Below are 26,500 nucleotides of genomic sequence, written 5' to 3' on the forward strand. Positions count from 1 at the left end.
AGGTCAGCTGGCCCGGCCCTGCCACCACAGCCACAGCGCCGCCGCGAGCATCAGCCATTCGGTTGCCGCCAGCAGCAGCGTGGTGGATTCCACCGGCCACCAGCGCAGCAGACTGACGCTGCGGTAGAGCACGATGGGCAGATACAGCGCGAGCGCCAGCACCAGGCCGGTACGCATCTGCTGGCTCCACGCAAGCCAGGCGAACAGGAACGCCAGGCCGAGTTGCAGGCCTCCGTAGATCGTCAGGTATTCCGTCTGGCCCGAGCGGCTGAGCGTCGTGTAGCCCAGTGCCGTGGCGGTGCGGGCAGGTGCGAACGTGCACCAGCCTGCCAGGAGCAGGTAGACCACTGCATTGAGATAGAGGTAGAAAGCCGTCATGGGAGGTCCCGGTAGGAATGCGTGCCTATCTCGCCGGGCGACTGGTGACGAGCCGGTGAACATGCGGAGAATCCCGACAACGCCGCGCGGTATGCGCCGATCCACCGCCACCTGTCATAACCGGATGCTGAGGGCTCCTTCCGAAGGAGCCTGCCGTGTCCCGATCCTCCTCCTGCGCAGGGCGCATCGTGCTGGCCTGTGTGCTCGTGGCCATGGGCAGCGCCACCTGGGGCAACGATCCCGTCCACAAATGCCGCGGTGCGGACGGGCAGTCGCACTACCAGTCGGCGCCGTGCGCATCGACACAGCGCACGGAATGGGTACGCGAGTACCCACCCGATCCACCGGCTCCCGTCGCCGCCGCGACGTCCACACGGGAAGCGCGTACGGCGCGACGCGCGGAAAGCCCACACAAGCCTAGCCGCACGGGAACTCGCCGCTCCAGCGCATCAGCCACCGGCGCGGTGATCTCGATGCATCGCGATGCCGCCGCCTGCGCGCGTGCGAAGAAGGCGCGCGACCAGACGTATGCCAGGCTCGGCCTGAAGCGGGACTTCGCGACCAGCCGAAAGCTGGACGACCGGGTCAATGCGGCCTGTCGTTGAAGGCGCAGCTCAGACCGTGCGCGAGAACCGGGAGGCGTCCGGCGCGGCCGCGGGCGCCAGGTAACGGTCGAAGCACATGGCGATCACCCGCAGCAGCAGCCGGCCTTTCGGCGTGGCCTGGAAGCCGACCCGCGTGAATGCCAGCAGGCCGTCGTCCGCCAGCGCCTGCAGGCGGGGCAGGGCATCGGCGAAGTACGTGGCGAAGTCGAGTCCGAACCGGTTGCCGATACGCGCATAGTCCAGTCGCCCGTGGCACATCAGTTCCTGTATCACTTCAGCGCGTATCACATCGTCGCGATCCAGTGGCATGCCACGCCACACCGGCAGCCTGCCGTCATCGATGGCCCGCTCCCACCCGGGGATGTCGCGCGGATTCTGGCTGAAGCTGTCGCCGACATGGCTGATCGCACTCACGCCGAAGCCGACCAGGTCGCTTTCGGCATGGGTGGTGTAGCCCATGAAGTTCCGGTGCAGGTCGCCACGCGCTTGCGCCCGTGCCAGGTCGTCGCCGGGCAGCGCGAAGTGATCCATGCCGATGTAGACATAGCCGGCTGCGACCAGGCGTTCGATGGCGCATTGCAACAGCGCCAGCTTCGTCTCCGGGTCCGGCAGTTCCTCCTGCGTGATGCGCTGCTGTGGCTTGAACAGCTGCGGAAGATGCGCATAGCTGTACACCGCGATGCGGTCCGGGCGCGCGCCCACCACGATGTCCAGTGTCCGCGCGAATCCTTCCCGCGTCTGCCGGGGCAGGCCGTAGATCAGGTCGATGTTCACCGAACGCAGGCCATGCTCACGACACGCCGCCATGATGGCCAGCGTCTCGTCGATTCCCTGCAAACGGTTCACCGCCTTCTGCACGACGGGATCGAAGTCCTGCACGCCCAGACTGGCACGATTGAAACCGACCCGTGCGAGTTCGCCGATGTCCGCCGGCGTCACGAAGCGCGGATCCAGTTCGATCGAAAAGTCCATCGTGGCGGCCGCCGCGAAACTGAACTGGCTGCGCAGTTCCGCCACGCAGTCCGCAATCTGCACGGGGGTCAGGAAGTTCGGCGTACCGCCGCCGAAATGCAGCTGCACCACCGGCCTGCCGCTGTCGAACAGCGGCGCCATCCGTGCGATCTCGCGGTACAGGTAGTCCAGGTAAAGCTCGCCGCGCGCCTTGTCGCGCGTGATCACCCGGTTGCAGCCGCAGTAGAAGCACGGACTGGTACAGAACGGCACGTGGACGTACAGCGACAGAGGGCGCGCATGCTCCTGGCGGTTACTCGCCGAGGCGTGCTCGCGCAGTTCCTGCGCCCCGAAGCGGGCGCTGAACTGCGGCGCGGTCGGATAAGAGGTGTAACGCGGCCCCGGCGTGTCGTAGCGCCGCAGCAGGTCCGCATCGAACAGCGGGGAGGGAGAGTCGATGCCCATGGCGTACAGGCTAGGGGTCGTACCTTGCGGCCGCATTGATCGGAATCAATTCGCGCGCGGATCGTCGACCTTGGCCTCGGGGGCGGCATCCGGGATTTCGGGCAGCATCTCCAGCGCGGCAGGCGTGGTGCGCAGCATCGGATGGAAACGGGCCGGATGGAGCAGATCGCGCACCTTGAACAGGCGGCGTCCGCCCGCCACCACCGCGAGCAGGCCCAGCGTGCTGGCGAAGAACACCGGCAACGCCTGCGGACCGAAACGCTGCATCAGCGCGCCAGCGGCGGCAGGCCCGATCGCCGCGCCGATGCCGTTGAGCAACAACAACGCACTGCAGCCGGCCAGCAATTGCTCTGGCGGCAGGCGGTCCAGCAAGTGCGCCACGGCCAGCGGATACAGCGCGAACGCCAGCCCCCCGAACAGGAAGAACAGCGCCTGCGCCTGCCCATCGAAGCGCAGTACGAGCAACGCCGTCGCTGCACCTGCGGCGGCCACCAGCGCCAGCGTGCTGCGCCGGTCGCCACGGTCGGACAGGCGTCCTATCGGCAACTGCAGCGCGGCGCCGCCGATAATCGTAACGGCCATGAACACGCCGATGCCGGCACGATCCAGCCCCAGCGAGGCGGCATACACCGCACCCAAACCCCAGAACGCGCCCAGTGCCAAACCCGCCAGTACGGCGCCTGCCGCGGCACTTGGCGCCGCGCGGCAGATCTCCAGCAGATGGATCTTCGGTGCCACGGTCAGTACCGGTGGCGTGAGTCGCGTCGCGCTGACGGGGAGAATGGCCAGCGCGAACAGGATGGCCACCACGCTGAACAGTACCGGGCTGCACGGGGGCTGCAGGTCGAGCAGCAACTGGCCCGCGGCCAGCGCCAGCAGCGACACCACCATGTACACCCCGAACACACGGCTGCGATGTTCGGGCGCGGCTTGCGCGTTCAACCAGCTTTCGATCACCGTGCACAGCCCGACCAGCGCCATGCCGGTGACCACGCGCAGCGCCATCCAGCCGGCGGGCTCCAGCCACAACGGGTAGACCAGCACCGCGGCGGCGGCGAGCGCGGCATGGAAGGCGAAGGCACGGATATGGCCCACACGCCGGATCAACGGCGGCGCGGTGAACGTTCCCAGGAAGAAGCCGATGAAGTAACCCGACATCACCAGGCCGGTCGTACGTTCGCCCCATCCCTCGGCCTGGCTGCGCATGGCGAGAAGGGTGCCCAACAGTCCGTTGCCGGCCAGCAGCAGGGCGACACTGGCGAGCAGGGCGGTGATCGGAAGCAGGATGCGGAGCACGGGGCGCGGACGGTTCCTCGATGACGACACGCGACATGCTAGCAAGCCGACGCTGAGCGACCGGTTCACGCTCGCCCAGCAACGCAATGCATGCGTGTCGCGAGATGCCTTCAGGTATCCTGCGGCGATAACGACGATGGCTGCATGGCGGAATGTTCCGATGACTGAGCGCAAGATTCCCGGCATCGACGAGTACGAGGGAGCGGCCGGTGGTTGGGGCGCGCTGGCTGCTGTCGCACGTGCGGTGAAGAGCCAGATGGCGGTCGGTCGCGAGACCTCGGCGTTGCGTCGAGTCAACCAGCCCGCTGGCTTCGATTGCCCGGGTTGCGCGTGGCCCGATCCCAAGCACACCTCGTCGTTCGAGTTCTGCGAGAACGGCGCCAAGGCAGTGTCGTGGGAAGCCACGGGCAAGCGCGCGACGCCTGCCTTCTTCGCTGAGCACACATTGTCCGAGCTGTGGGAATGGAGCGACCACGCGCTGGAAGACGAAGGCCGGCTGACGCACCCGATGGCGTACGACGGCGAGACAGACCGCTACGTGCCGATCGGCTGGGAGGACGCGTTCAGCCGCATCGGCGAGGCGCTGCGCGCGCTCCCGCATCCGGACATGGCCGAGTTCTACACCTCCGGCCGCACCTCGAACGAGGCCGCCTTCCTCTACCAGCTGATGGTGCGCGAGTACGGCACCAACAACTTCCCCGACTGCTCCAACATGTGCCACGAGGCGACCAGCGTGGGCCTGCCCGAGTCCATCGGCGTGGGCAAGGGCACGGTCACGCTGGACGATTTCGCCCACTGCGATCTGCTTTTCAGCTTCGGCCACAACCCCGGCACCAACCATCCGCGTATGCTGTCCACGCTGCGCGAGGTATCGAAGCGTGGCGTGCCGATCGTCGCGGTGAATCCCCTGCGCGAACGCGGTCTCGAGCGCTTCACCTCGCCGCAACATCCCGCCGAGATGCTGACCAACACCGCCACACCGATCGCGCAGACGTATTACCAGGTGAAGATCGGCGGCGACATTGCGCTGCTGAAGGGCATGATGAAGTGGCTGCTGGACGCCGATGCGGACGATCTCGCTGCGGGTGGGAAGGGCTTACTCGACCATGCCTTCATCGCCGAACACACCGAAGGTCTGGAGGCGCTGCGCGAGGATCTGGCGAATACGACGTGGGAGCAGATCGTCGAGCATGCCGGCCTGAAGCGCGAGGATATCGCCGCCGCCGCGCAGCTCTACGCAAACGCCGAACGCGTGATCCTGTGCTACGGCATGGGCATGACCCAGCACCGCCGTGGCACGCAGAACGTCCAGCAGATAGCCAACCTGATGCTGCTGCGCGGGAACATCGGCAAGCCCGGTGCCGGCATCGCGCCGATCCGCGGGCACTCCAACGTGCAGGGCGACCGCACGGTCGGCATCACCGAAAAGCCCACGCAGGCACTGGTCGATGCGATCAAGCGGACCTACGGGTTCGAGTTTCCGCTCACCCACGGCCATGATGCGGTGGAAGCCGTGCGCGCGATCCGCGATGGCCGCTCGCGGGCGCTGGTGTGCATGGGCGGCAATCTGGCGGTCGCCATGCCCGACCCGGAAACGACCATCCCCGCGATGCGCACGCTCGACCTGGTCGTGCACATCGCCACCAAGTTGAACCGCTCGCACCTGATCCCCGCCAGGCAGGCCTTCCTGCTGCCGTGCCTGGGCCGCACCGAGCGCGACGTGCAGGCCAGCGGCCCGCAATCGGTGACGGTGGAGGACTCGATGTCGATGGTGCACGCCTCGCAGGGCGGCCTGGCACCGGCCTCCGAGCACCTGCTGTCGGAACCGGCCATCGTCGCCGGCATCGCCAAGGCCACGTTGCCGCACACCAAGGTGGACTGGGACGGACTGGTCGGCGACTACGACCGCATCCGCGACGACATCGAAGCGGTGTTCCCGATCTTCCGCGATTTCAACCGCCGCGTGCGCGAGCCGGGCGGCTTCCGCCTGTACATCGGCGCGTCCGAGCGCGACTGGGGGCCGCGTGGCAAGGCCCGGTTCCTGGTCGCACCCGGACTCGGCGAGGATCCCGTCGGCGGCGGACACGAGCTGCTGACGTTGACCACGGTCCGTTCGCACGATCAGTACAACACCACGATCTACGGCTTCGATGATCGCTACCGTGGCGTCAGCGGCCGGCGCGACGTGGTGTTCCTCAATCGCGACGACATGAAGGCGCGCGGCGTGGCGCATGGCGATCCGATCGAGATCGTGTCGCAGGTGGCAGGCGCGTCGCGCACGGTGTCGGGGTTCATCGCGGTCGAATACGACCTGCCTCGCGGATCGGCGGCGATGTACTACCCGGAAGGCAACCGGCTGGTGCCGCTGGACAGCCACGATCCGCAATCCGGTACGCCGGCCTACAAGTCGATTCCGGTCACGATACGCACGCTGCGCGATCCGCATGCCGATGCCGGCTGATCGCATCGAGGGCCTGGCGCGGCGCGATGTCGTCGACGTCACCGGCGGCGAGTCGACCATGCGCGAAGACCGGTTGGCCGAAGAAGTGCCGCTGGCGATCCACTGCAACGACGAACCGCTGGCGGTGATGATGGTGTCGCCGTGCGACCTGCTGGATTTCGGCCAGGGCTTCGCGATGACCGAGCTCGGCCTCGCGGCGGATGAGCTGGTTGCGGTGGAGACGCAATCGCTGCTGGAAGGCATCCGGCTCGATCTGCGCACGCGCCATTCCGTGGCTACGCGCGGCGCGCAACAACAACGCTGGCTGCCGGGGCGCAGTGGCTGCGGCATCTGCGGTCAGCGTCATCTCGAAGATGTGGTCAGGACGTTGGAGAACGTGCCACGGGGTAGGGGCATCGATCCATCCGCACTGCAGGTCGCGCTGGTCGGGATCAAGCAGCGGCAGCCCCTGAATGCCGCCACCGGCGCCATCCACGCGGCCGCATGGGCGCAGGCCGACGGCACGCTGGTGCTGGTGCGGGAAGACGTCGGTCGCCACAACGCGCTGGACAAGCTGATCGGCGCGATGCAGCAGCGCGGCATCGACGCCGGATCAGGATTCGCCCTGGTCACCAGCCGGGCGAGTTACGAGATGGTGGCGAAGGCGGCAATGGCCGGCATTCCACTGCTGGCGGCGATGTCGGCGCCGACCGCCCTGGCGGTGGATCTCGCGAACGGATGCGGCATGACCCTGGCCGGTTTCGTGCGCACGCGACGCCACGTGGTCTACAGCCATGCGTGGCGCCTGGCGGACGCCTGAGTATCCGGCGGCCGCGCTAGTCGGCGCGGCTTCCCGCCCATGATTGCGCAGCCGGTGCGCTCATCGCGTGTCCGGCGTCCCTGCCGGGCGGCTTCCTTTCAGGCGCCGGTCCTGTCCGCGACCGAGTCGCGCGCCACCAGCTGGTGCGGCACCACATGGTTGACGATCACGCGCGGGGACGGCGCGGTGCGCCGGATCTCGCGCAACAGGATGTCGATGGCAGCGTCGGCCATGGCGGCGACCGGCTGGTGGATGGTGGTCAGTTCAGGCCACACCATCGTCGCCGCCGAGGTGTCGTCGAAACCGACCACGGAGAGATCGCGCGGCACGTCGAGGCCGCGACGATGCGCCACCGACACCACTGCCGAGGCCATGTCGTCGTTGCTGGCGAAGATCGCGCTGGGAGGGCGGCGCAGCGCGAGCAGCTTCTCCGCCGCGTCCAGGCCGGACCGGTAGGTGAAGTAGCCGGGCTGGACGAGCTTGTCGTCGTAGGCGATGCCGGCTTCGGCCAGCGCGTCGCGGTAGCCCTGCCAGCGGTGCGCGCTGGCGGTCTGGTTGGGGTCGCCCTTGATGTAGCCGATGCGTGTGTGACCGCGTGCGATCAGGTACGAGACCATGTCATGGCTCGCGCGATGGTCATCGATGCGCACGCAGGAAATGGTGTCGCTGAAGTGGCCGGACGCGATGGACACGACGGGCACGCCGGCATGCCGGAACTCCGACACGATCGCCTTCGACTCGCAGAGCGGGGGCGGAAGGATGACACCGGCCACGCTGGTGGCCAGTTGCCGTGCCGCTGCGCGGCGTCCGTCGGCGTCCAGGCCATCCCAGGTGGCGATCGCCAGCTGCGCCGCCGCCCGTGCCGATCCACGCAGTGCGCCGACCAGCAGCTCGCGCAGGTAGCTGGAGCTGGGATTGGTGTAGATCAACGCGATGCAGGTGTGCTGCGCCGCCGCGAGCGAACTGGCGGCCAGATTGGGGCGGTAACCCAGTTCGCGCACGCTGCGCATGACGCGCTCGCGGTTGCCATCGCGCACACCGGCATGGCCGTTGACCACGCGGGAGACGGTCATCGGCGACACGCCGGCATGCGCCGCCACCTCGTCGATGGTGACGGCGCCGCCCTTCCTGCGCACTGCTTTGCTGGTCTTCTTCACGCAGTTACTTCCGTTGGATTCAGTGTTGGCGGGTTGGCGAAATCAGGATTACTTGCGCACGGACCGCGAGGGAAGCGGGTTTCCACGCGGCCTTGATGCTTCTTCCGGCGTGGCGGCATGCGGCCATGTGCGCTTTGTTGCGCTGCATGGTGACAAGCACGAACACGCGTGATTAGTCTGCGCTCCAACGCGATGGTAGCGCTACCACTCGATCACCATCCAACGGGATCAGCGGTTGCCTGTCCATCGCGCGAACGTCGTCTTACCACGCTTGAATCCGGAATGCGGAGCAGGGGCCTTCGGGGGCCCACCTTCGCCCTCCGGCCTGGAAGACGGGCACTGCCCGTGGGCGCCCCCGGGAGGGGCGGTACATCACATAGACCGTAGCGAGAGGGGAGATCCATGAACGCGTGCAGTTTCCGTACCACTCCAGACCTGAGGGCACGTCAATGAGCCGTAAGCTGGCGAAATTCAAATCGAGGGCCATGTTCACCTTCGTCGGGGGCGTGCTGGTCATCAACCCTGCTTTCGGACAGGACGCGCCCGCACCGGCGCCGGCCGCGCAGGAACAGACGCAGTCCCAGCAAGCCACCGATCTGGACACGGTCGTGGTGACCGGCATCCGCAACAGCCTCAGCCAGGCAATGGACATCAAGCGGGACTCGGCCGGCGTGGTCGATGCGATCAGTGCCGAGGACATCGGCAAGTTCCCCGACACCAACCTGGCCGAGTCGTTGCAGCGCATCACCGGCATCTCGATCGAGCGCCGCGATGGTGAAGGCGCGCAGGTCACCGCGCGCGGCTTCGGTCCGCAGTTCAACATGGTCACCCTCAACGGCCGCCAGATGCCGGGTGCGGATGCGTTCGGTGCTTCCGGCCAGGTCGCCATCGGCGGCGTGGACGGCGGTACCCGCGCGTTCAACTTCGCCCAGCTCGCCGCCGAAGCCATCAACGGCATCGAGGTCTACAAGACCAGCCAGTCCCAAGTGCCCAGCGGCGGCATCGGCGCCACCATCAACATCCTGACCGCGCGCCCGTTCAACTACGACGGCTTCGTCGCCAACGCCGGGGCCAAGCTGGTCTCCGACCGCAGCCAGCCGTTCGAGAACGATCTGACGCCCGAGCTGTCCGGCATCTTCAGCTACAGCAACCCGGACAAGACCTTCGGTGTCAGCCTCAGCGCGAGCCAGCAGAAGCGCAAGGGCGGCTCGGTGCAGGCGACCGAGAACTACTGGAACGTGCAGCCGTGGACCGGGACGATGCCGGGCAATCCGACGGTGGTCAACGCGCCCGGCGTCGGCGACCTGTACGCGCGGCCGAACGACCTGCGTTATGCCTTCTCCGAGTTCGAGCGCGACCGCGTCAACGGCCAGGCCGTGGTGCAGTTCGCCCCGACCGACAGCCTGACCCTGACGCTGGACTACACCTATTCGACCAACGAGATCACCGAGAACCGCGGCGAGCAGGCGATGTGGTTGCAGAACAGCAACTACACCGACGTCGAATTCGACACCAGCGGTGCGGTGGCCACGCCGATCTACATCCGCGAAATCGCCGGTACCAAGGATTTCGGCCTCGAGCAGCAGCGCACCATGCAGAAGTACAAGCTGGGTTCGCTGGGCCTGAACGCGGTGTGGGACGTCAACGACCGCTTGCGCCTCAGCTTCGATGCGCATAACTCGAAGAACGAAAGCCGGCCGAACGATCCGCTGACCGGTGGCGGCTCGATCTTCATGAGCATCGCGGGTACCAACAACTGCACGACCGGTCCGCATTGCGGCGGCACCTGGGTTCAGGAGCTGCAGTTCAACAATGGCTTGCCGTTCGGCACGCAGACCTGGTATCCGACCAATGCCGACGCGATCGCCGGTACCAACGGCGTGGTCAATCCGGGCTTCGTGGAAGGTGAGATCGGCTCGCAGGTGCTGCGCATCAACGCGCAGACCCAGGTCAGCGAGATCAAGCAGGGCCGCATCGACGGCGAATGGAACTTCGACAGCGGCCGCTTCCAGTTCGGTGTCGACAGCTCAAAGTCCTCGACGCACCGGCTGCAGGCCGCAGAAAACTATTCGACCCTGGGCGACTGGGGTGTGGGTAACGTGAACGGCGACGTCGCCGACGGGCTGATGGATCTGATCAAGCCGTACGACATCGCCGGATTGTTCAACGACTACAGCGTCGGCAGCAGCAATGGTGCATGGCGGGGCGACGCCGGTGAACTGGCGCAGTGGGCCGCCGACAACTATGGCGCCGGCATTGGCGTGAGTCCGCAGAACTCGGCCGACGACCGGGTGGAGGAAGACACCAAGTCCGCATACGTGCAGGTGGAGTTCGAGGGCGAACTGGGCGGCATGCGGACCAATACCCGCGTGGGCGTGCGTTACGAGACGACCAAGGTGGTATCGAGCTCGGTCATCGCCATTCCCGAGGCCATCGAGTGGTCGGCCAACAACGACTTCCGCATCGTGCTTTCCGATGAGAAGCAGCCTTTCAGCGAAAGGGCCAGCTACAGCTACGTGCTGCCCAACCTGGATTTCAGCATCGACTTCACTGACGAGCTGAAGGGCCGTGCCTCGTTCGGCAAGAGCATCGCACGCGCGCCGTACGGCAATCTCTATGCCGGCCCCGGTACTGCCCAGCAGCCGTTCGGCTCGGTGCTGCTCGATCCCTCGGTTCGCGCCAGCGGCAACGATCAGAATCCGATGCTGAAGCCGCTGGAATCGGACAACCTGGATCTCGCGCTGGAGTGGTACTTCGCTGACGCGAGCTACCTGTCGGTGACGTACTGGAACAAGTCGGTCGCCAACTTCATCGGCAACGGCGTGAACCAGCAATCGCTGTACGGCCTGACCGACCCGACGTCCGGCCCGGATGCCCAAGCGGCACTGGCCTTCCTCCAGAGCGCCGCCTGTGCAGTCCAGGTGGGCCCGGCCAATGCGGCCGCCTGCTCGGGCAACGACACCTCGCTGTTCACCGCGTTGGCGCTGTTGCGCAACGATCCTGCCGGGTTGGCTGCGTTCGACGGTACCGGAGCGCAGGCGCTGGCGACGGAAGCGGCCTACAACCTGGTGGGCGAAGCCGACGATCCGTTGTACCTGTTCAACGTCAACCGTCCGGTCAACCAGAACCAGGCGAAGTTGAGCGGCTGGGAGATCGGCGGGCAGTACTTCTTCGGCGACAGCGGTTTCGGCATCCTGGCCAACTACACCGTCGTCAACGGCGATGTGGGATACAACAACGCCGGTGATCCGGGCATCGACCAGTTCGCGCTCACCGGCCTCAGCGACACGGCCAACGCGATGTTCATGTTCGAGAAGTACGGTTGGTCGGTGCGCCTGGCATGGAACTGGCGCGACGAGTACCTGATCCTCGCCAACCAGGGCGCCAGCCGCAATCCGTACTATGTGGAAGAGTACGAGCAGTGGGACCTGAGCGTGAACTACACGCTCAACGATCACTGGTCGTTTGGCCTGGAAGCGATCAACCTGACCGGCGAGGACGTGCGCTGGCACGCCCGTACCGATCAGATGATCGTCAAGCTGGCCGACCAGAGCCCGCGCTACATGGTGGGGGTGCGCTACAAGTTCTGAGTTTGGCGACAGACGCCCTCTCCGGATGTCGCCAAGGGGGCCGCTGCGCAAGCAGCGGTCCTTTTTTCCAGGTGTGTCGCCCCGACGTACCGTCCCGCGGATCGTCCGCCGGCGGTACCATGTCGACGCATGTCTTCCGACGGGATTGGACAAGACGATGGGCCGTTACGAACTTCTCAACAACATCGCGCACCGCGACCTGCGCGTGGCGACCGCCTTCGGTCCCGAGTACGGCGACGACGTGGGCATGGTGCCGGCATTCCCCAGCGAGTTCGCCGAACTGCAGCGCGAATACCCGATCTTCCTTCGCAAGGACGCCACGACCGGCGACTGGCAGTCCGTCGTGCTGCTGGGTTTCGAGCAGCGCGAGAACCTCTTCCTGCAGGATGGCCGCTGGAATGCCACCTACCTGCCCGGAGCGGTGGCCAAGGGCCCGTTCCTGATCGGCTTCCAGGAGCAGCGCATCGAGGGCGAGCTCATGCAGGAAGCGGTGATGCACGTGGATCTGGATCATCCGCGCGTGAATACCGCGAGCGGCGAACCCGTGTTCCTGCCGCAGGGCGGTACCAGCCCGTATCTCGACCACATCGCAACGGTGCTGCGCGGCATCCGCGATGGCAGCGCCTACGGCACGGCGATGTTCGCCGCGCTCGACGCCAAGGGCCTGATACAGCCCGTCAACCTGGACGTGCAGGTCGACGAGCGTCACCGCGTGGTCGTCAACGGTCTGCACGGCATCGACCGCGAGCGGCTGGCCGCGCTGGACGGTCCGGCATTGCTGGAGCTCAACCGTGCCGGCTATCTGGAAGGTGCATACCTGATGCTGGCATCACTGCACAACATGCGCCGCCTGATGGCCGAGAAGCAGCGCCGCCTGCGCACGCAGGACGCCGCGCCCTCTGCCGGCAACAACTGACCCATGGCGGACGGCAGCCCGATACGCACGCTGGAGGCCGTCGATGCCGACGCGCTGCCGTTGGATGCGTTGCTGGCCGACGGAGAACCGGTGGTACTGCGCGGCATCGCGCGCGACTGGGGCCTGGTACACGCGGGATCGCGCTCCACGCAGGAGGCCATGGCCTATCTCCGCGGCTTCGATGCGGGCGTGCCGATCCAGTACTCGTTCAGCGACCCCGAGATAGAGGGGCGCCCGTTCTACAACGACGACTTCACCTGCTTGAATTTCGAGGTCCGGCGCGGCCTGCTGGCGCAGGTGCTGGACGAGATCACCGACCATCTGCAGGATGCCCGGCCGCCGACGTACTACATCGCCTCGCTGCTGATTGATCGGGCGCTGCCGGGCTTTTCGCAAGCCAATGATCTGGGCCTGGCCGCACGCGGAATCGAGGCGCCGCCCAGCATCTGGATCGGCAATCGCGTGGTGGCGTCCTGTCATTTCGATGCGCCGGACAACCTGGCGTGCTGCGCGGTGGGCAGGCGGCAGTTCACCCTGTTTCCGCCCGAGCAGATCGAGAATCTCTACCCGGGACCGTTCGAGCCCACGCCGGGCGGGCAGGTCGTCAGCGTGGTCGATTTCGACAGGCCCGACTTCGCGCGCTATCCGCGCTTCCGTACAGCGCTGGCATCTGCACGGACGGCACTGCTCGAACCCGGCGATGCCCTCTTCATCCCCAGCATGTGGTGGCACCACGTGCGCAGCCTCGAGCCGTTCAACGTTCTGGTGAATTACTGGTGGCGCCGTTCACCTGCGTTCCTGTCCTCGCCGCTGCCCGCGCTGCATCACGCGCTGTGGACGCTGCGCGACCTGCCGGCGCACGAGAAGCAGGCGTGGGCGAAGATCTTCGATTACTACGTATTCGGTCCGGGCGAGCGGGCGGGCGAGCACCTGCCCGAGCAGGCCCGCGACCTGCTGGGACCGATCGATGAAACGCAGGCGCGTCGCATCCGCGCCATGCTGCTGGCTCGACTCAACCGCTGACGGGAGCATTGCCTTGGACTCTCCTACGACACCCGAAGGACGTATCCGCAAGGTCGTCATCGCCGGTGGTGGTACTGCCGGATGGCTGGCCGGCTGCGCGCTGGCGCACCAGTTCCGCGACCGGCTGGACATCACCCTGGTCGAATCCGAGCAGATCGGCACGGTCGGGGTGGGCGAATCCACCGTGCCGCCGATCCGCACCTTCCATCGTTTCCTACAGATCGACGAGCAGGAATTCCTGCGTGCCGTCGCCGGTACGTTCAAGCTCTCGATCTCGTTCGAGAACTGGCGCCGTCCCGGCGAGCGCTACATCCATCCGTTCGGCATCACCGGGCAGGGCACGTGGGCGGCGGCGTTCCATCATTTCTGGCTGGACAGCCTGCGACGCGGCATGACGTCGGAACTGGGCGACTTCTGCCTGGAAACCGTCGCCTCGCGCGGCGACTTGTTCTCGCTGCAGACCCAGCCGCAGGTGAACTACGCCTACCACTTCGATGCAGGGCTGTACGCGAAATTCCTGCGGCGCATCGCCGAGGGCCACGGTCTGCGGCGGGTGGAAGGGAAGATCCGCGAGGTCAGGCAACATGCGCATGACGGCGCGGTGCAATCGTTGGTGCTGGAAGACGGCCAGGTCATCGAAGGCGATCTGTTCATCGATTGCACGGGCTTCCGTGGACTGCTGATCGAACAGACGCTGCATACCGGCTACGAGGACTGGAATGAGTGGCTGCCCAGCGACCGCGCCGTCGCGGTGCAGACCGAATCGGTAGGACCACCCGTGCCGTACACCCGCGCCATCGCGCACGAGGCGGGCTGGCGCTGGCATATCCCGCTGCAGCACCGCGTGGGCTGCGGGCTGGTGTTCTCCAGCCGGCACATGTCCGATGACGAGGCGCGCGCCAAGCTGCTGCGCGATGTCGGTGCACCGGCCCTGCGTGATCCTTGGCTGGTGCCGTTCCGTACCGGACGCCGGTTGAAGGCGTGGAACAGGAACGTGGTGTCGCTGGGCCTGGCCAGCGGTTTCATCGAGCCGCTGGAATCGACCAGCATCCATCTGGCCATCAGCGCCGTGGTGCGGCTGATCCAGCTGTTTCCCTTCGACGGCATCGCCTCGTCACTGGTGGACCTGTACAACGATGTCAGCCGCGCGGAAATGGAGCACGTGCGGGATTTCATCATCCTCCACTACCACGCCACGCAGCGCGACGAGCCCATGTGGAAGGCCTGTCGCGAGATGGCGCTACCCGATTCGCTGGAGATACGGCTGCGCGCCTGGCGCGAGCGCGCACATGCCTGGCAGGATGCGGACGAGTTGTTCCGCGTCGATTCCTGGACCCACGTGCTGCTCGGCCAGGGCATCCAGCCGGGAAGCCCGCATCCGCTCGCGCGCGCCCTGGCGGACGATGATCTGCGCACGTTGCTGCAGTCGATCCGGCAACCCATCGAGCGCGCCGTCGCGCAGATGCCGTCGCAGCAGGCCTTCATCGAGCGCTACTGCAAGGCCGCGCCAGAGGTGTGGCCGTCCCCCCGCGCCGTGACCGCATAGCCGGGGCGGGGACACTGGCGCATGCTGATCTCGCCGCATCCGGAGATCCGGATCAGCCGACACGTCATTGGCCGCGAGCATGCGCCGCTGCTGGTCGTCGACAACGTGCTGGCCGATCCCGAGCGCATGCTGCGCAAGGCGGCGAGCCGGTCGTTCGAGAAGATGCCGGGCATGTTCCCCGGCATCCGGTCGCCGGCACCGCTGTCCTATCAGTCGTTCCTGGAAGCATTGTTGAATCCGCTGCTGCGCGAGACCTTCGATCTGGAACCGGGCCGCTTCGTGTTCCCGATGTGCCACTTCTCGCTGGTGACGCAGCCACCGGACACGCTGCATTTCCTGCAGCGGGTGCCGCACATCGATTCCGTCAGCGGGCAGGGTCTTGCCACGGTGCACTACCTGTTCCGTGGCCCATGGGGTGGCACGGATTTCTACCGGCATCGACGCAGCGGGTTCGAGTACGTCGACGAAAGCCGGCACGCGGCCTACTTCGAGTGCCTCGCGCAGGAGAGCCGCGAACAGGCCGCGCTAGCCAACGGATACATCGATGGCGATACGGCGCTGTACGAGCGCGTCGGCGATGTGGAGGGCGTGTTCAACCGGCTTGTGGTGTACCGGCGCAACTCGCTGCACTCGGGACGGATCGACAGCGGCAGGCCACTGCCGGCCGACCCGCAGCAGGGCCGGCTGTCGATCAATGCCTTCATCGATATCGCGCGGTGACCTGCACGCTCCGGCGTTGCCAGTGGGGCGGGTGTTGGGGTGGTGCAAGTCATTGTGGGGAAATGGTTTTTGCGGCGCAGCAGGCTTTTTCTGCGGCTGCTGGTTACAGTGCGGCATCGCGGCCGCCGAGCAACAGGGCGGTGCGCAGGAAGGGAGCGGATGGGCGGTTCCCTTTTTTTGAAAGCTGAAATGGTAGCGCTAACTTTTCGCGGGTCGGAGGCGGTGTTCGATGGATTTGGTCGCCGGGATTGATGCGGGCACGCAGAGCCTGAAGGTGGTGGTCTATGACCCCGCCGCGCGCGTGATCGTGGCCAGCGCCAGCGAGCCGCTGGCGCTGATGAGCGGGGACGATGGCCGTCGCGAGCAGCATCCGGCCGATTGGGTGGTGGCGATGCGGGTCTGCTTCGCGCGCCTGGAGCCTGCGGTGCGCGCGCGCATCGGCGCACTGGCGGTCTCCGGGCAGCAGCACGGCTTCGTGCCGGTGGACGCGGCCGGCGAGGTGCTGGCACCGGCCAAGCTGTGGTGCGACACCAGCACCACGGCCGAGTGCGAGCACATCATGGCCGCAGTGGGCGGTGCCACGCGCACCATCGCCCTGGCCGGCAATCCGATCCTGGCCGGGTACACGGCGTCCAAGCTGCCGTGGACTAAAACGCATCGACCGGACGCCTACGGGCAGCTGGCAACCATCCTGCTGCCGCACGACTACCTCAACTTCGTGCTCACCGGGCAGCGCTTCTGCGAGTACGGCGACGCGTCCGGCACCGGCTGGCTGGATGTGCGCACGCGCACCTGGTCGGCCGATCTGCTGCGCGCCACCGATCCGGAGCGTGATCTCGCCGACTGCCTGCCGCCGATCGCGGCGCCCGATGCGCTGTTCGACATCGATTCCGCCACGGCGTCTCAGCTGGGCCTGCCCGCCACGGTCAAGGTCGCGGTCGGCGGCGGCGACAACATGATGGCGGCCATCGGCACCGGCTGCGTGGAAGAGGGCCGGCTAGCGATGAGCCTGGGCACCTCCGGCACGCTGTTCGCCTATTCCGACACGCCGGTAGTGGATCCGCAGGGCGCTTGGGCGGCCTTCTGTTCGTCCACCGGTGGCTGGCTGCCGCTGATCTGCACGATGAACTGCACGGTGGCGACCGAACAGGTGGCCAGCGCCTTCGGCTTCAGCTCGCGCGAGGGCGATGCCCACCTGCATGCCACGCCACCGGGTGCGGACGGTCTGGTGATGCTGCCGTTCCTCAATGGCGAACGCACGCCGGACCTGCCGCGCGGCAAGGGCGTGCTGGCCGGCATCGACACCATCAACATGACGCCGGCGCACGTCTACCGCGCCGCCATGGAGGGCGCCACCTACAGCCTGAAGTACGGCTACGACGCGTTCGTGCGTGCGGGCATGCGCTTCGAGCGCATCGTGCTGACCGGCGGCGGCAGCAACAGCGCGGCCTGGCGGCAACTGGTGGCCGACGTGTTCGGGCTGCCGGTCGACGTGCCCGCGCAGGCCGAGGGCGCCGCGCTGGGCGCGGCCCTGCAGGCGCTGTGGGCACGGGGCCGCGCGCAAGCGCAAGGTGCCTCCATCGCCGACATCACCCGCGAACACATCGCCATCGATCCCGCGCTGTCCGCCACGCCCGATCCCGCGCGCACGCCGGCGTATGCCGCGGCTTACCAGCGCTTCCTCCACTACTTAGACGCCGTCTCGCCGCTGCAGCGCGGCTGACGTTTCCCCCGACACATGCCTAACCACAGGACCCTCGCATCATGAGCACCCAGCCCTTCATCGGCGCCAAGGAATATTTCCCCGGCATCGGCCGCATCCCGTTCGAGGGCCGCGGCTCGGACAATCCGCTGGCCTTCAAGGTCTATGACGCGCAGAAGAAGATCGGTGGCAAGACCATGCAGGAGCACCTGCGTTTCGCGGTCTGCTACTGGCACACCTTCTGCAACGCCGGCCACGATCCGTTCGGCCCGGGCACGCGCCATTTCCCGTGGGAGGCCGGCTCGCCGATGGCCACCGCCGAAGCCAAGGTCGATGCGGCGTTCGAGTTCTTCACCAAGCTGGGCGTGCCGTACTGGTGCTTCCACGACATCGACCTGGCGCCGGATGCCGACGACATCGGCCAGTACGAGAAGAACCTCAAGCACATGGTGGCGCTGGCCAAGACGCGCCAGGACGCCACCGGCATCAAGCTGCTGTGGGGCACGGCCAACCTGTTCTCGCATCCGCGCTACATGAACGGTGCGTCCACCAACCCCGATTTCGCGGTGGTCGCCCGCGCGGCGGTGCAGGTGAAGGCCGCACTCGATGCCACCGTCGAACTGGGCGGCGAGCATTATGTGTTCTGGGGCGGTCGCGAAGGCTATGCCTCGCTGGTCAACACGCAGATGAAGCGCGAGGTGGAACACTTCGCCCGCTTCCTGACCATGGCGCGCGACTACGGCCGCAGCATCGGCTTGAAGGGCAACTTCCTGATCGAGCCCAAGCCGATGGAGCCGATGAAGCACCAGTACGACTTCGACAGCGCCACCGTGGCCGGCTTCCTGAAGGAACACGGGCTGGCGAAGGATTTCAAGCTCAACATCGAGGCCAACCACGCCACGCTGTCGGGCCATACCTTCGAGCACGACCTGCAGGTGGCGTCCGACCACGGCCTGCTGGGCAGCATCGACGCCAATCGCGGCAATGCGCAGAACGGCTGGGATACCGACCAGTTCCCGACCGACCTGTACGACACGGTCGGCGCGATGCTGGTGGTGCTGCGCCAGGGCGGGCTGGAAGGCGGCCTGAACTTCGACGCCAAGGTGCGTCGCGAATCGACGGATCTGGAAGACCTGTTCATCGCCCACATCGGCGGCATGGACGCGTTCGCGCGTGGTCTGGAAGTGGCGCACGCGTTGCTCATCGAGTCGCCGTGGGAACAGTGGCGCGCCGAGCGCTACGCCAGCTTCGACAGCGGCAAGGGCAAGGACTTCGAGAACGGCACGCTGGGTCTGGCTGATCTTGCCGCGCTGGCGGCCGGGCAGGGCGAGCCGAAGCAGGTGAGCGGCAAGCAGGAGCGCTACGAGAACCTGCTCAACCAGTACCTGCTGCGCTGAACGCGCCGCGCATCGACACACCAGCATTGGGGAAGGGGAAGGCGATGAACCAGGCAATGACCGGGGGAGAGAACACCAGGCTGATTATCCTGATCAGCCTGGTCGCGACGATCGGCGGCTTCCTGTTCGGCTTCGACAGCGGGGTCATAAACGGCACCGTGGACGGGCTGAAGGTGGCCTTCGGGTCCGATGCGGCGGTGACCGGATTCAACGTGGCGTCCATGCTGCTGGGCTGCGCCGTCGGCGCCTGGTTCGCGGGGACGCTGGCCGACCGCTACGGTCGGCGGACGATGTTGCTGTGGTCGGCGGTGTTCTTCCTCGTCTCCGCATGGGGCTCGGGCATCGCGACGTCGTCGGTCGAGTTCGTGGTGTACCGGATCATCGGCGGATTCGCGGTCGGCGCCGCCAGCGTCATGTCGCCTGCCTACATCAGCGAGGTTTCGCCGGCGCGCTACCGCGGGCGCCTGGCCACGGTGCAGCAGATTGCGATCATCTCGGGCCTGTTCGCGGCGTTCCTCAGCAACTATTTCCTGGCCAAGTTCGCCAGTTCCTCGCTGGCCCCGCTGTGGCTCGGGTATGAAGCGTGGCGCTGGATGTTCTGGGTGGAGATCCTGCCGGCGACGTTGTTCCTGGGCGCGCTGCTGTTCATCCCCGAGAGTCCGCGCTACCTGGCCGCCAAGGGCAGGAAGGAGCAGGCGCTCGCCGTGTTGAAGCGGCTCTATGGCGACGCGACCGGGGTGCGCAAGCTGGCCGAGATCGATGCGTCGCTCGCGTCGGACCACCATGCGCCGCGGCTGTCCGACCTGATCAGCAAGGCCACCGGCAAGGTGCGCCCCATCGTCTGGGTGGGCATCGGCCTGGCTACGTTCCAGCAGCTGGTCGGTATCAACGTGGTGTTCTATTACGGCGCGGTGTTGTGGCAGGCCGTGGGCTTCTCCGAGAACGACGCGCTGCTGATCAACGTCATCTCCGGTGCGTTGAGCATCGGCGCCTGCGTCGTCTCGATGCTGCTGGTCGACCGCATCGGCCGCAAGCCGCTGCTGTGGACGGGGTCGGCCGGCATGGCCGTGACGCTGGGGCTGGTGGCCTTCGCGTTCTCCACCGGCACGCTGGATGCCGCCGGCAAGCTGCAACTGTCCGACAACATGGGCGTGCTGGCGCTGGTGGCGGCCAACCTCTACGTGGTGTTCTTCAACCTGTCTTGGGGCCCGGTGATGTGGGTGATGCTGGGCGAGATGTTCCCCAACCAGATCCGCGGCTCGGGCCTGGCGGTGGCCGGGCTGGCGCAGTGGAGCGCGAACTTCCTGATCACCTGGACGTTCCCCATGCTGCTCACGGGGATCGGCCTGGCCGGCGCCTACGGCCTTTACACGCTGGCGGCTGCGATCTCGGTGCTCTTCGTGCTGAAGTATGTTCACGAGACCAAAGGTCGTGAACTGGAGCAGATGGAAGGATGAAGACGATGAACCTCCGCAAGATCCCGCGCGCCCGCGGCGGCCTGCTGCTGGCCGCCCTGGTGCTGGCCCTGGGCGCCTGCAAGGGCGACGACAAGGCGGCGGCGCCCGCTGCCGCGCCCGACACCAACCCGTGGCCGCAGGTCGCCTGGCCGCTGGCCGAAGACGCCGCGCTCGAAAAGCGCATCACCGACCTGATGGCCACGATGACGGTGGAGGAAAAGGTCGGCCAGCTGGTGCAGGGCGACATCGCGAGCATTACGCCGGAGGACCTGCGCAAATACCGTCTGGGCTCGATCCTGGCGGGCGGCAACTCCGATCCCGGCGGCCGCTACGACGCCACGCCGGCCGAGTGGCTGGCGCTGGCCGATGCGTTCTATGACGCCTCGATGGACACCTCGCAGGGCGGCAAGGCGATCCCGGTGATCTTCGGCATCGATGCCGTGCACGGGCAGAGCAACATCGTCGGCGCCACCTTGTTCCCGCACAACATCGGCCTGGGCGCGGCGCGCAATCCCGAGCTGCTGCGCCGGATCGGCGAGATCACCGCGCTGGAAACGCGCGCCACCGGCATGGAGTGGACGTTCGCACCGACCGTCGCCGTGCCGCAGGATGACCGCTGGGGCCGCACTTACGAAGGCTATTCGGAATCGCCGGAGGTGGTGGCGAGTTATTCCGCGGCGGTGGTCGAAGGCCTGCAGGGCAAGGTCGGAACGCCGGACTTCCTGGACGGTCGCCACGTGATCGCCTCGGTCAAGCACTTCCTCGGCGATGGCGGTACCACCAACGGCAAGGATCAGGGCGATACGAAGATCGGCGAAGCCGAGCTGGTGCGCATCCACGCCGCCGGCTACCCGCCGGCGATCGCCGCGGGCGCACAGACGGCGATGGCCTCGTTCAACAGCGTCAACGGCGAGAAGATGCACGGCCACAAGCCGTACCTGACCGATGCGCTGAAAGGGCGGATGAACTTCGGCGGCTTCGTCGTCGGCGACTGGAACGGCCACGGCCAAGTGAAGGGCTGCACGAATACCGATTGCCCGGCCACGATCAACGCCGGCCTGGACATGGCGATGGCCTCGGACAGCTGGAAGGGCTTCTACGAGAGCACGCTGGCGGCGGTGAAGGCCGGCACCATCACCCAGGCCCGGCTGGACGATGCGGTGCGCCGCATCCTGCGGGTGAAGTTCCGCCTGGGCCTGTTCGAGGCCGGCAAGCCGTCGTCGCGTGCCGTGGGTGGCCAGTTCGCCCTGCTCGGCGCGCCGGAGCATCGTGCGGTCGCACGGCAGGCGGTGCGCGAATCGCTGGTGCTGCTGAAGAACGCGGGCGGCGTGCTGCCGCTGGCGCCGAAGCAGCGCATCCTCGTCGCCGGCGATGGTGCGAACGATGTCGGCAAGCAGGCCGGCGGCTGGACGCTCAACTGGCAGGGCACCGGCACCACGCGCAAGGACTTCCCCAACGCCGACTCGATCTACGAGGGCATCGCGCAGCAGGCCAAGGCGGCCGGTGGCGAAGCGATCCTCGCCGTCGACGGCAAGTACACGCAGAAGCCCGACGTGGCGGTGGTGGTGTTCGGCGAGAACCCGTATGCCGAATTCCAGGGCGACCTGCCGACGCTGCTGTACAAGCCGGGCGACGACACCGATCTGGCGCTGATCAAGCGGCTGAAGGCCGACGGCATTCCGGTGGTGGCGGTGTTCCTCAGCGGCCGCCCGCTGTGGATGAATCGCGAGATCAATGCGGCCGATGCGTTCGTGGCGGCGTGGCTGCCGGGGTCGGAAGGTGGCGGCATCGCCGACGTGCTGCTGCGCAAGGTCGACGACAGCGTGCAGCACGACTTCAAGGGCAAGCTGAGTTTCAGCTGGCCGCGCACGGCCGTGCAGTACGCCAACAATGTGGGACAGGATGGTTACGACCCGGTGTTCGCGTTCGGCTACGGCCTGACTTACGCCGACAAGGGCGACCTGGCCGCGTTGCCGGAAGACTCGGGTGTGACCGGCGATGAAGGTGCACCGGGCGTGTTCTTCGCGCGCGGCGACACCGGCGCCGGCATCGCGATGCGACTGGAAACCGCCGACGGGCAGGGCGTCACCGTCACCAAGGTGCCTGAAGCCTTGGAGGGCGACCTGTTGCGCGCGACCGGCGTGGACCATCTGGCGCAGGAAGACGCGCGTCGCTTCGCCTGGTCCGGCAAGGGCGAGGCGACCGTCGCGTTGCCGTCGCACACCGCGCTCGACCTTCAGCGTGAAAGCAACGGCGACGTGATGCTGCTGACCACACTGCGCGTGGATGCGGCGCCGACCGGGGATGCCTGGCTCTCCGTCGGGTGCGGCACCGGTTGCTCTGCGCGGATCGCGATCGCGCCGACGCTGGCCACGCTGCCGGTCGGGCAGTGGACGCGTGTCGGTGTGCCCCTGAAGTGCCTGGCCAAGGCCGGTGCCGATGTCGGCAAGTTGGATCGCCCCTGGGCCATCGGTACCGCGGGGACGATGACCGTCTCCGTGTCCCGCGTGGCGCTGGGTGCGTTGAACGAAGCCGAGGCCACCGTCGCATGCCCGGGCGCGTGAGCCCCGTGCATCCGCAGTCGATGACGCCGCAGGCCGGCGTCATCGGGGCGTCGGTCCTCCGCCTGCGTGACCCGGGGACGGGAGCCGCGTGAGCGCCCGCCGCGCGCTATCGCCGCTTGGGGGGCACTGCCACCGAATCGCGGACGACCAGCCGGTGCGGCACCACGTGGTCCATCAGCACGCGCGTGCTGTCGGTCCTGCGCTTGATGCCGCGCAGCAGGATGTCGATGGCCGCGTTGGCCATCGACGCGATCGGCTGGTGGATGGTGGTCAGTTCCGGCCAGACGGTGGTGGCCGCCGAGGTGTCGTCGAAGCCGACCACCGACAGGTCGCGCGGCACGTCCAGGCCGCGACGATGCGCCACCGAGATCGCCGCCGCGCCCATGTCGTCGTTGCTGGCGAAGATGGCGGTCGGCGGCTTGCGATGGGCCAGCAGTTTCTCTGCGGCCTTCAGGCCGGAGCGGTAGGTATAGTCGCCCTGCTGGACGAGGGCGGGCTCGACCTCCAGCCCGGCCTCGTGCAGGGCGGTGATGAAGCCGTCGTAGCGCCGCGAACTGGCGCTCAGGTCGCTGCGTCCGCGGATGAAGCCGATCCGGCTGTGGCCTTGCTGGATCAGGTGTTCGGCCATTTCCCGGCCAGCGCGGAAATCGTCGATCCGCACGCACGAGATGTCGTCGCTGAAGCGGCCGGAAGCGATGGCGACCACCGGGATGCCGGCCTTGACGAGTTCGGTCACCGCCGCGCGCGATTCGCACAGCGGCGGCGGCAGGATCACGCCGTCGACGCGCCCGGCCAGCGCACGCGCGGCCTTGCGTTCGGCTTCGGCATCCAGGTCGTCCCAGTAGTCGATCACCAGTTGCACGGCGGTGCGCGAGGCGACACGCAGCAGGCCCACCAGCAGTTCGCGCAGATAGGCGCCGCTGGGATTGGTGTAGATCAGCGCGATGCGCGTGTGCTGCGCGGCGGCCAGCGAGCTGGCGGCCAGGTTGGGCGTGTAGTCGAGTTCCCGGACGGCGCGCATGACGCGCTCGCGGGTGGCGTCGCGGACCTTGCCCTGGTTGTTGATCACCCGCGACACGGTCATCGGCGACACACCCGCCAGGGCGGCCACCTCATCGATCGTCACGCCGCTGCTCTTGCGGCGGATCGACTTCTTCGGCTTGTCCAATACGCGTTCCCTTCTTCCACGATGGCGGCGCCGCACGGCGATGGGCCGGCACGGAGCGGGTACCAGGGGGGATGATGGAACAGTTCGCGCCCGCCTGTCCCCTGGACATCCGAATGTTACCGCTAACCCTCCGGCGCGGCGACGGGCGGCGGGGCTGGCTGCTGGCCGTCGTCGTCGTATTGCTCGGCTGCATGGGCAGCGTGCGTGCGGAAGATGGCTACGACCTGTGGCTGCGCTACACGCCGGTCGAATCCACTCTGGCGGGGGCGTACCGCACGCGCCTCGGTGACGTGGTTGCGCCAGACGCGACCGCGACCCAGCGCGTCGCCCGCGACGAACTGATGCGCGGCCTGTCCGGCCTGCTGGGCAGCGCGCCGCGCACGCAGAACGAAGGGGCCGGGCAGCGGATGCTGATCCTGGGCACCCCGGATTCGTCGCGATGGGTCGCACCGTTCCGCCATGATCTGGACGTGTTGGGCGACGAGGGCTATCTGCTCCGGCAGGCCCAGGTCGAAGGGCGCGACGTGCTGCTGGTGGCGGCACGCCAGGACATCGGCGTGCTCTACGGGGTCTTTCACCTGCTGCGCCTGCTGCAGACCGGAACATCGCTGGAAGGGCTTGACCTCCGCGAGTCACCGGCGATGCGGCTACGCGTACTCAACCACTGGGACAACCTCGACGGCTATGTCGAGCGCGGCTACGCCGGCGGCTCGCTGTGGGACTGGCACACGCTGCCGGACTGGCAGGATCCGCGCTATGCCGACTACGCCCGCGCCAATGCATCGCTGGGCATCAACGGCACCGTTCTCAACAACGTCAACGCGAACGCGCTGAGTCTGTCGCCCGACTACCTGCGCAAGGCGGCGGCACTGGCGGACGTGTTCCGCCCGTATGGCATCCGCGTGTATCTCAGTGCGCGCTTCAGTGCGCCCATCGAGATCGGCGGGCTGGCGACGGCGGATCCGCTCGATCCGGATGTGCAGCGCTGGTGGCGAAAGAAGGCGGACGAGATCTACGCGGTGATCCCGGATTTCGGCGGCTTCCTGGTCAAGGCCAATTCGGAAGGCCAGCCCGGTCCGCAGGACTACGGCCGCTCGCATGCCGATGGCGCCAATCTGCTGGCCGATGCACTGGCGCCGCACGGCGGCGTGGTGATGTGGCGCGCCTTCGTCTACGCCCACGATGTGCCGGAAGATCGCGCCAAGCAGGCCTACAACGAATTCGTCGGCCTCGACGGCGCGTTCCGCGGCAATGTGCTGCTGCAGGTGAAGAACGGCCCCATCGACTTCCAGCCGCGCGAGCCGTTCCACCCGCTGTTCGGCGCCATGCCGAAAACGCCGCTGATGATGGAGTTCCAGATCACCAAGGAATACCTCGGATTCGCCACCCACCTCGTCTACCAAGGCCCGCTGTACGAGGAAGTGCTGCGCGCCGACACGCATGCACGCGGTCCGGGTTCCACCGTCGCGCTGGTGGTCGACGGCTCGCTGGACGGCCATAGGCTGACCGGCATCGCCGGCGTGGCCAACATCGGCGACGACCGCACCTGGAGCGGATCGCACTTCGACCAGGCCAACTGGTATGTGTTCGGCCGGCTGGCGTGGAATCCGAGGCAATCCTCGCGCGCCATCGCCGCAGACTGGGTGGCGATGACGTTCTCGCGCGATCCCGGCGTGGTGCAGCCGGTCGTCGACATGATGATGGCTTCGCGCGACGCGGCGGTGGACTACATGACGCCGCTGGGCCTGCACCACGTGATGGCGCGCGGTCACCACTACGGTCCCGGTCCCTGGGTGGACGGCGGGCCGCGTCCGGACTGGACCTCGGTGTACTACCACCGCGCCGATCGCGGCGGCATCGGCTTCGACCGCACCGCGCGCGGCAGCAATGCGGTGTCGCAGTACGCGCCCGTCGTTGCACGCGATTTCGACGACGTGAAGCGCGTGCCGGAATCGCTGCTGCTGTGGTTCCACCATGTGCCGTGGGACCACCGCATGGCATCCGGGCGTCCGCTCTGGGACGAACTGGTGCATCGCTACACGCGCGGCGTGCGCCAGGTGGAGACGATGCAGGCCACGTGGGAGGGCCTGCGCGACAAGGTGGATGCACCACGGCATGCGCACGTTGCCGCCTTCCTGCGCATCCAGCGCAACGAGGCGCAGTGGTGGCGCGACGCCAGCGTGGCCTACTTCCAGTCGCTCAACGGACGCGCATTGCCAGCCGGGGAAGCGGCGCCGCCGCATCCGCTTGCTTACTACCAGTCCCTGCAGTTTCCGTTCGCACCGGGGGATGGGCGATGAGCCGT

18 protein-coding genes are annotated in these 26,500 nt (G+C 67.2%); 13 read left to right on the plus strand and 5 right to left on the minus strand.

The window, feature by feature from the left end; genetic code table 11:
- Window positions 1-3 precede the first annotated feature (3 nt).
- Window positions 4-378: a hypothetical protein gene (locus ASD77_RS14525; protein WP_055943208.1), complete on the minus strand. Its 375-nt coding sequence runs from the start codon at window positions 376-378 to the stop codon at window positions 4-6.
- Between the two features lie 155 nt (window positions 379-533).
- Here ASD77_RS14525 and ASD77_RS18190 point away from each other — a divergent pair, with 155 nt between their 5' ends.
- Window positions 534-983, plus strand: a complete 450-nt coding sequence (locus ASD77_RS18190; RefSeq protein ID WP_156383657.1) for a hypothetical protein — start codon at window positions 534-536, stop codon at window positions 981-983.
- A gap of 9 nt (window positions 984-992) precedes the next feature.
- Here ASD77_RS18190 and hemN read toward each other — a convergent pair whose 3' ends face one another.
- Both hemN and ASD77_RS14535 read right to left on the minus strand, forming a co-directional pair.
- Window positions 993-2,399, minus strand: coding sequence for an oxygen-independent coproporphyrinogen III oxidase (gene hemN / locus ASD77_RS14530; protein ID WP_200947404.1), 1,407 nt, complete (start codon window positions 2,397-2,399; stop codon window positions 993-995).
- A gap of 45 nt (window positions 2,400-2,444) precedes the next feature.
- Complete coding sequence (locus tag ASD77_RS14535; protein ID WP_055943553.1) at window positions 2,445-3,683, minus strand: MFS transporter; 1,239 nt, start codon at window positions 3,681-3,683, stop codon at window positions 2,445-2,447.
- A gap of 172 nt (window positions 3,684-3,855) precedes the next feature.
- On the opposite strand from ASD77_RS14535, the gene ASD77_RS14540 reads away from it, so the two are divergent.
- Entirely contained in the window at window positions 3,856-6,156 is a 2,301-nt protein-coding gene (locus ASD77_RS14540; protein ID WP_055943212.1) for an FdhF/YdeP family oxidoreductase, read from the plus strand.
- Window positions 6,146-6,955, plus strand: coding sequence for a formate dehydrogenase accessory sulfurtransferase FdhD (fdhD, locus tag ASD77_RS14545; protein WP_156383658.1), 810 nt, complete (start codon window positions 6,146-6,148; stop codon window positions 6,953-6,955). Before ASD77_RS14540 ends, fdhD begins: the two co-directional genes overlap by 11 nt.
- A 98-nt stretch (window positions 6,956-7,053) precedes the next feature.
- Here fdhD and ASD77_RS14550 read toward each other — a convergent pair whose 3' ends face one another.
- The gene (locus ASD77_RS14550) at window positions 7,054-8,112 is read right to left on the minus strand and encodes a LacI family DNA-binding transcriptional regulator (RefSeq protein WP_055943217.1); all 1,059 of its coding nucleotides are present in this window, start codon (window positions 8,110-8,112) and stop codon (window positions 7,054-7,056) included.
- Window positions 8,113-8,561: 449 nt separating this feature from the next.
- On the opposite strand from ASD77_RS14550, the gene ASD77_RS14555 reads away from it, so the two are divergent.
- The 9 genes from ASD77_RS14555 to ASD77_RS14595 all read left to right on the plus strand — a co-directional run bounded on the left by ASD77_RS14555 (window position 8,562) and on the right by ASD77_RS14595 (window position 23,027).
- Window positions 8,562-11,702, plus strand: coding sequence for a TonB-dependent receptor (locus ASD77_RS14555; RefSeq protein ID WP_055943220.1), 3,141 nt, complete (start codon window positions 8,562-8,564; stop codon window positions 11,700-11,702).
- Between the two features lie 157 nt (window positions 11,703-11,859).
- Window positions 11,860-12,618, plus strand: a complete 759-nt coding sequence (locus ASD77_RS14560; protein ID WP_055943560.1) for a SapC family protein — start codon at window positions 11,860-11,862, stop codon at window positions 12,616-12,618.
- 3 nt (window positions 12,619-12,621) lie between these two features.
- Window positions 12,622-13,641, plus strand: coding sequence for a cupin-like domain-containing protein (locus tag ASD77_RS14565; protein ID WP_055943223.1), 1,020 nt, complete (start codon window positions 12,622-12,624; stop codon window positions 13,639-13,641).
- Window positions 13,642-13,654: 13 nt separating this feature from the next.
- Entirely contained in the window at window positions 13,655-15,187 is a 1,533-nt protein-coding gene (locus ASD77_RS14570) for a tryptophan halogenase family protein (protein WP_055943226.1), read from the plus strand.
- 21 nt (window positions 15,188-15,208) lie between these two features.
- Window positions 15,209-15,907, plus strand: coding sequence for a DUF6445 family protein (locus tag ASD77_RS14575; protein WP_055943229.1), 699 nt, complete (start codon window positions 15,209-15,211; stop codon window positions 15,905-15,907).
- A 229-nt stretch (window positions 15,908-16,136) separates the two neighbouring features.
- A complete protein-coding gene (gene xylB, locus ASD77_RS14580; RefSeq protein WP_055943232.1) occupies window positions 16,137-17,630 on the plus strand; it encodes a xylulokinase in 1,494 nt (497 codons plus the stop codon).
- Between the two features lie 41 nt (window positions 17,631-17,671).
- The gene (gene xylA, locus ASD77_RS14585; RefSeq protein ID WP_055943235.1) at window positions 17,672-19,006 is read left to right on the plus strand and encodes a xylose isomerase; all 1,335 of its coding nucleotides are present in this window, start codon (window positions 17,672-17,674) and stop codon (window positions 19,004-19,006) included.
- Window positions 19,007-19,050: 44 nt separating this feature from the next.
- Window positions 19,051-20,463 carry a sugar porter family MFS transporter gene (locus ASD77_RS14590; RefSeq protein WP_055943239.1) on the plus strand — a complete coding sequence of 471 codons (1,413 nt, stop codon included), beginning with the start codon at window positions 19,051-19,053 and terminating at the stop codon, window positions 20,461-20,463.
- Window positions 20,460-23,027, plus strand: coding sequence for an exo 1,3/1,4-beta-D-glucan glucohydrolase (locus tag ASD77_RS14595; RefSeq protein ID WP_055943244.1), 2,568 nt, complete (start codon window positions 20,460-20,462; stop codon window positions 23,025-23,027). Before ASD77_RS14590 ends, ASD77_RS14595 begins: the two co-directional genes overlap by 4 nt.
- Before the next feature lie 106 nt (window positions 23,028-23,133).
- Here the strand turns inward: ASD77_RS14595 and ASD77_RS14600 are convergent, their stop codons facing one another.
- The gene (locus ASD77_RS14600) at window positions 23,134-24,195 is read right to left on the minus strand and encodes a LacI family DNA-binding transcriptional regulator (RefSeq protein ID WP_055943247.1); all 1,062 of its coding nucleotides are present in this window, start codon (window positions 24,193-24,195) and stop codon (window positions 23,134-23,136) included.
- 113 nt (window positions 24,196-24,308) lie between these two features.
- Between ASD77_RS14600 and ASD77_RS14605 the strand changes: the two genes are divergently transcribed.
- Complete coding sequence (locus ASD77_RS14605; protein ID WP_055943250.1) at window positions 24,309-26,495, plus strand: alpha-glucuronidase family glycosyl hydrolase; 2,187 nt, start codon at window positions 24,309-24,311, stop codon at window positions 26,493-26,495.
- Window positions 26,496-26,500 lie beyond the last annotated feature (5 nt).

This window comes from Pseudoxanthomonas sp. Root65 (assembly GCF_001427635.1).
Taxonomy (GTDB): domain Bacteria; phylum Pseudomonadota; class Gammaproteobacteria; order Xanthomonadales; family Xanthomonadaceae; genus Pseudoxanthomonas_A.

Coding starts and splice junctions, on each gene's coding strand:
- xylB (WP_055943232.1), top strand. CDS start 16,137: ATGGATTTGGTCGCCGGGATTGATGCGGGCACGCAGAGCCTGAAGGTG.
- ASD77_RS14560 (WP_055943560.1), top strand. CDS start 11,860: ATGGGCCGTTACGAACTTCTCAACAACATCGCGCACCGCGACCTGCGC.
- ASD77_RS14565 (WP_055943223.1), top strand. CDS start 12,622: ATGGCGGACGGCAGCCCGATACGCACGCTGGAGGCCGTCGATGCCGAC.
- xylA (WP_055943235.1), top strand. CDS start 17,672: ATGAGCACCCAGCCCTTCATCGGCGCCAAGGAATATTTCCCCGGCATC.
- ASD77_RS14605 (WP_055943250.1), top strand. CDS start 24,309: ATGTTACCGCTAACCCTCCGGCGCGGCGACGGGCGGCGGGGCTGGCTG.
- ASD77_RS14540 (WP_055943212.1), top strand. CDS start 3,856: ATGACTGAGCGCAAGATTCCCGGCATCGACGAGTACGAGGGAGCGGCC.
- ASD77_RS14525 (WP_055943208.1), bottom strand. CDS start 378: ATGACGGCTTTCTACCTCTATCTCAATGCAGTGGTCTACCTGCTCCTG.
- fdhD (WP_156383658.1), top strand. CDS start 6,146: ATGCCGGCTGATCGCATCGAGGGCCTGGCGCGGCGCGATGTCGTCGAC.
- ASD77_RS14575 (WP_055943229.1), top strand. CDS start 15,209: ATGCTGATCTCGCCGCATCCGGAGATCCGGATCAGCCGACACGTCATT.
- ASD77_RS14555 (WP_055943220.1), top strand. CDS start 8,562: ATGAGCCGTAAGCTGGCGAAATTCAAATCGAGGGCCATGTTCACCTTC.
- hemN (WP_200947404.1), bottom strand. CDS start 2,399: ATGGGCATCGACTCTCCCTCCCCGCTGTTCGATGCGGACCTGCTGCGG.
- ASD77_RS14595 (WP_055943244.1), top strand. CDS start 20,460: ATGAAGACGATGAACCTCCGCAAGATCCCGCGCGCCCGCGGCGGCCTG.
- ASD77_RS14590 (WP_055943239.1), top strand. CDS start 19,051: ATGAACCAGGCAATGACCGGGGGAGAGAACACCAGGCTGATTATCCTG.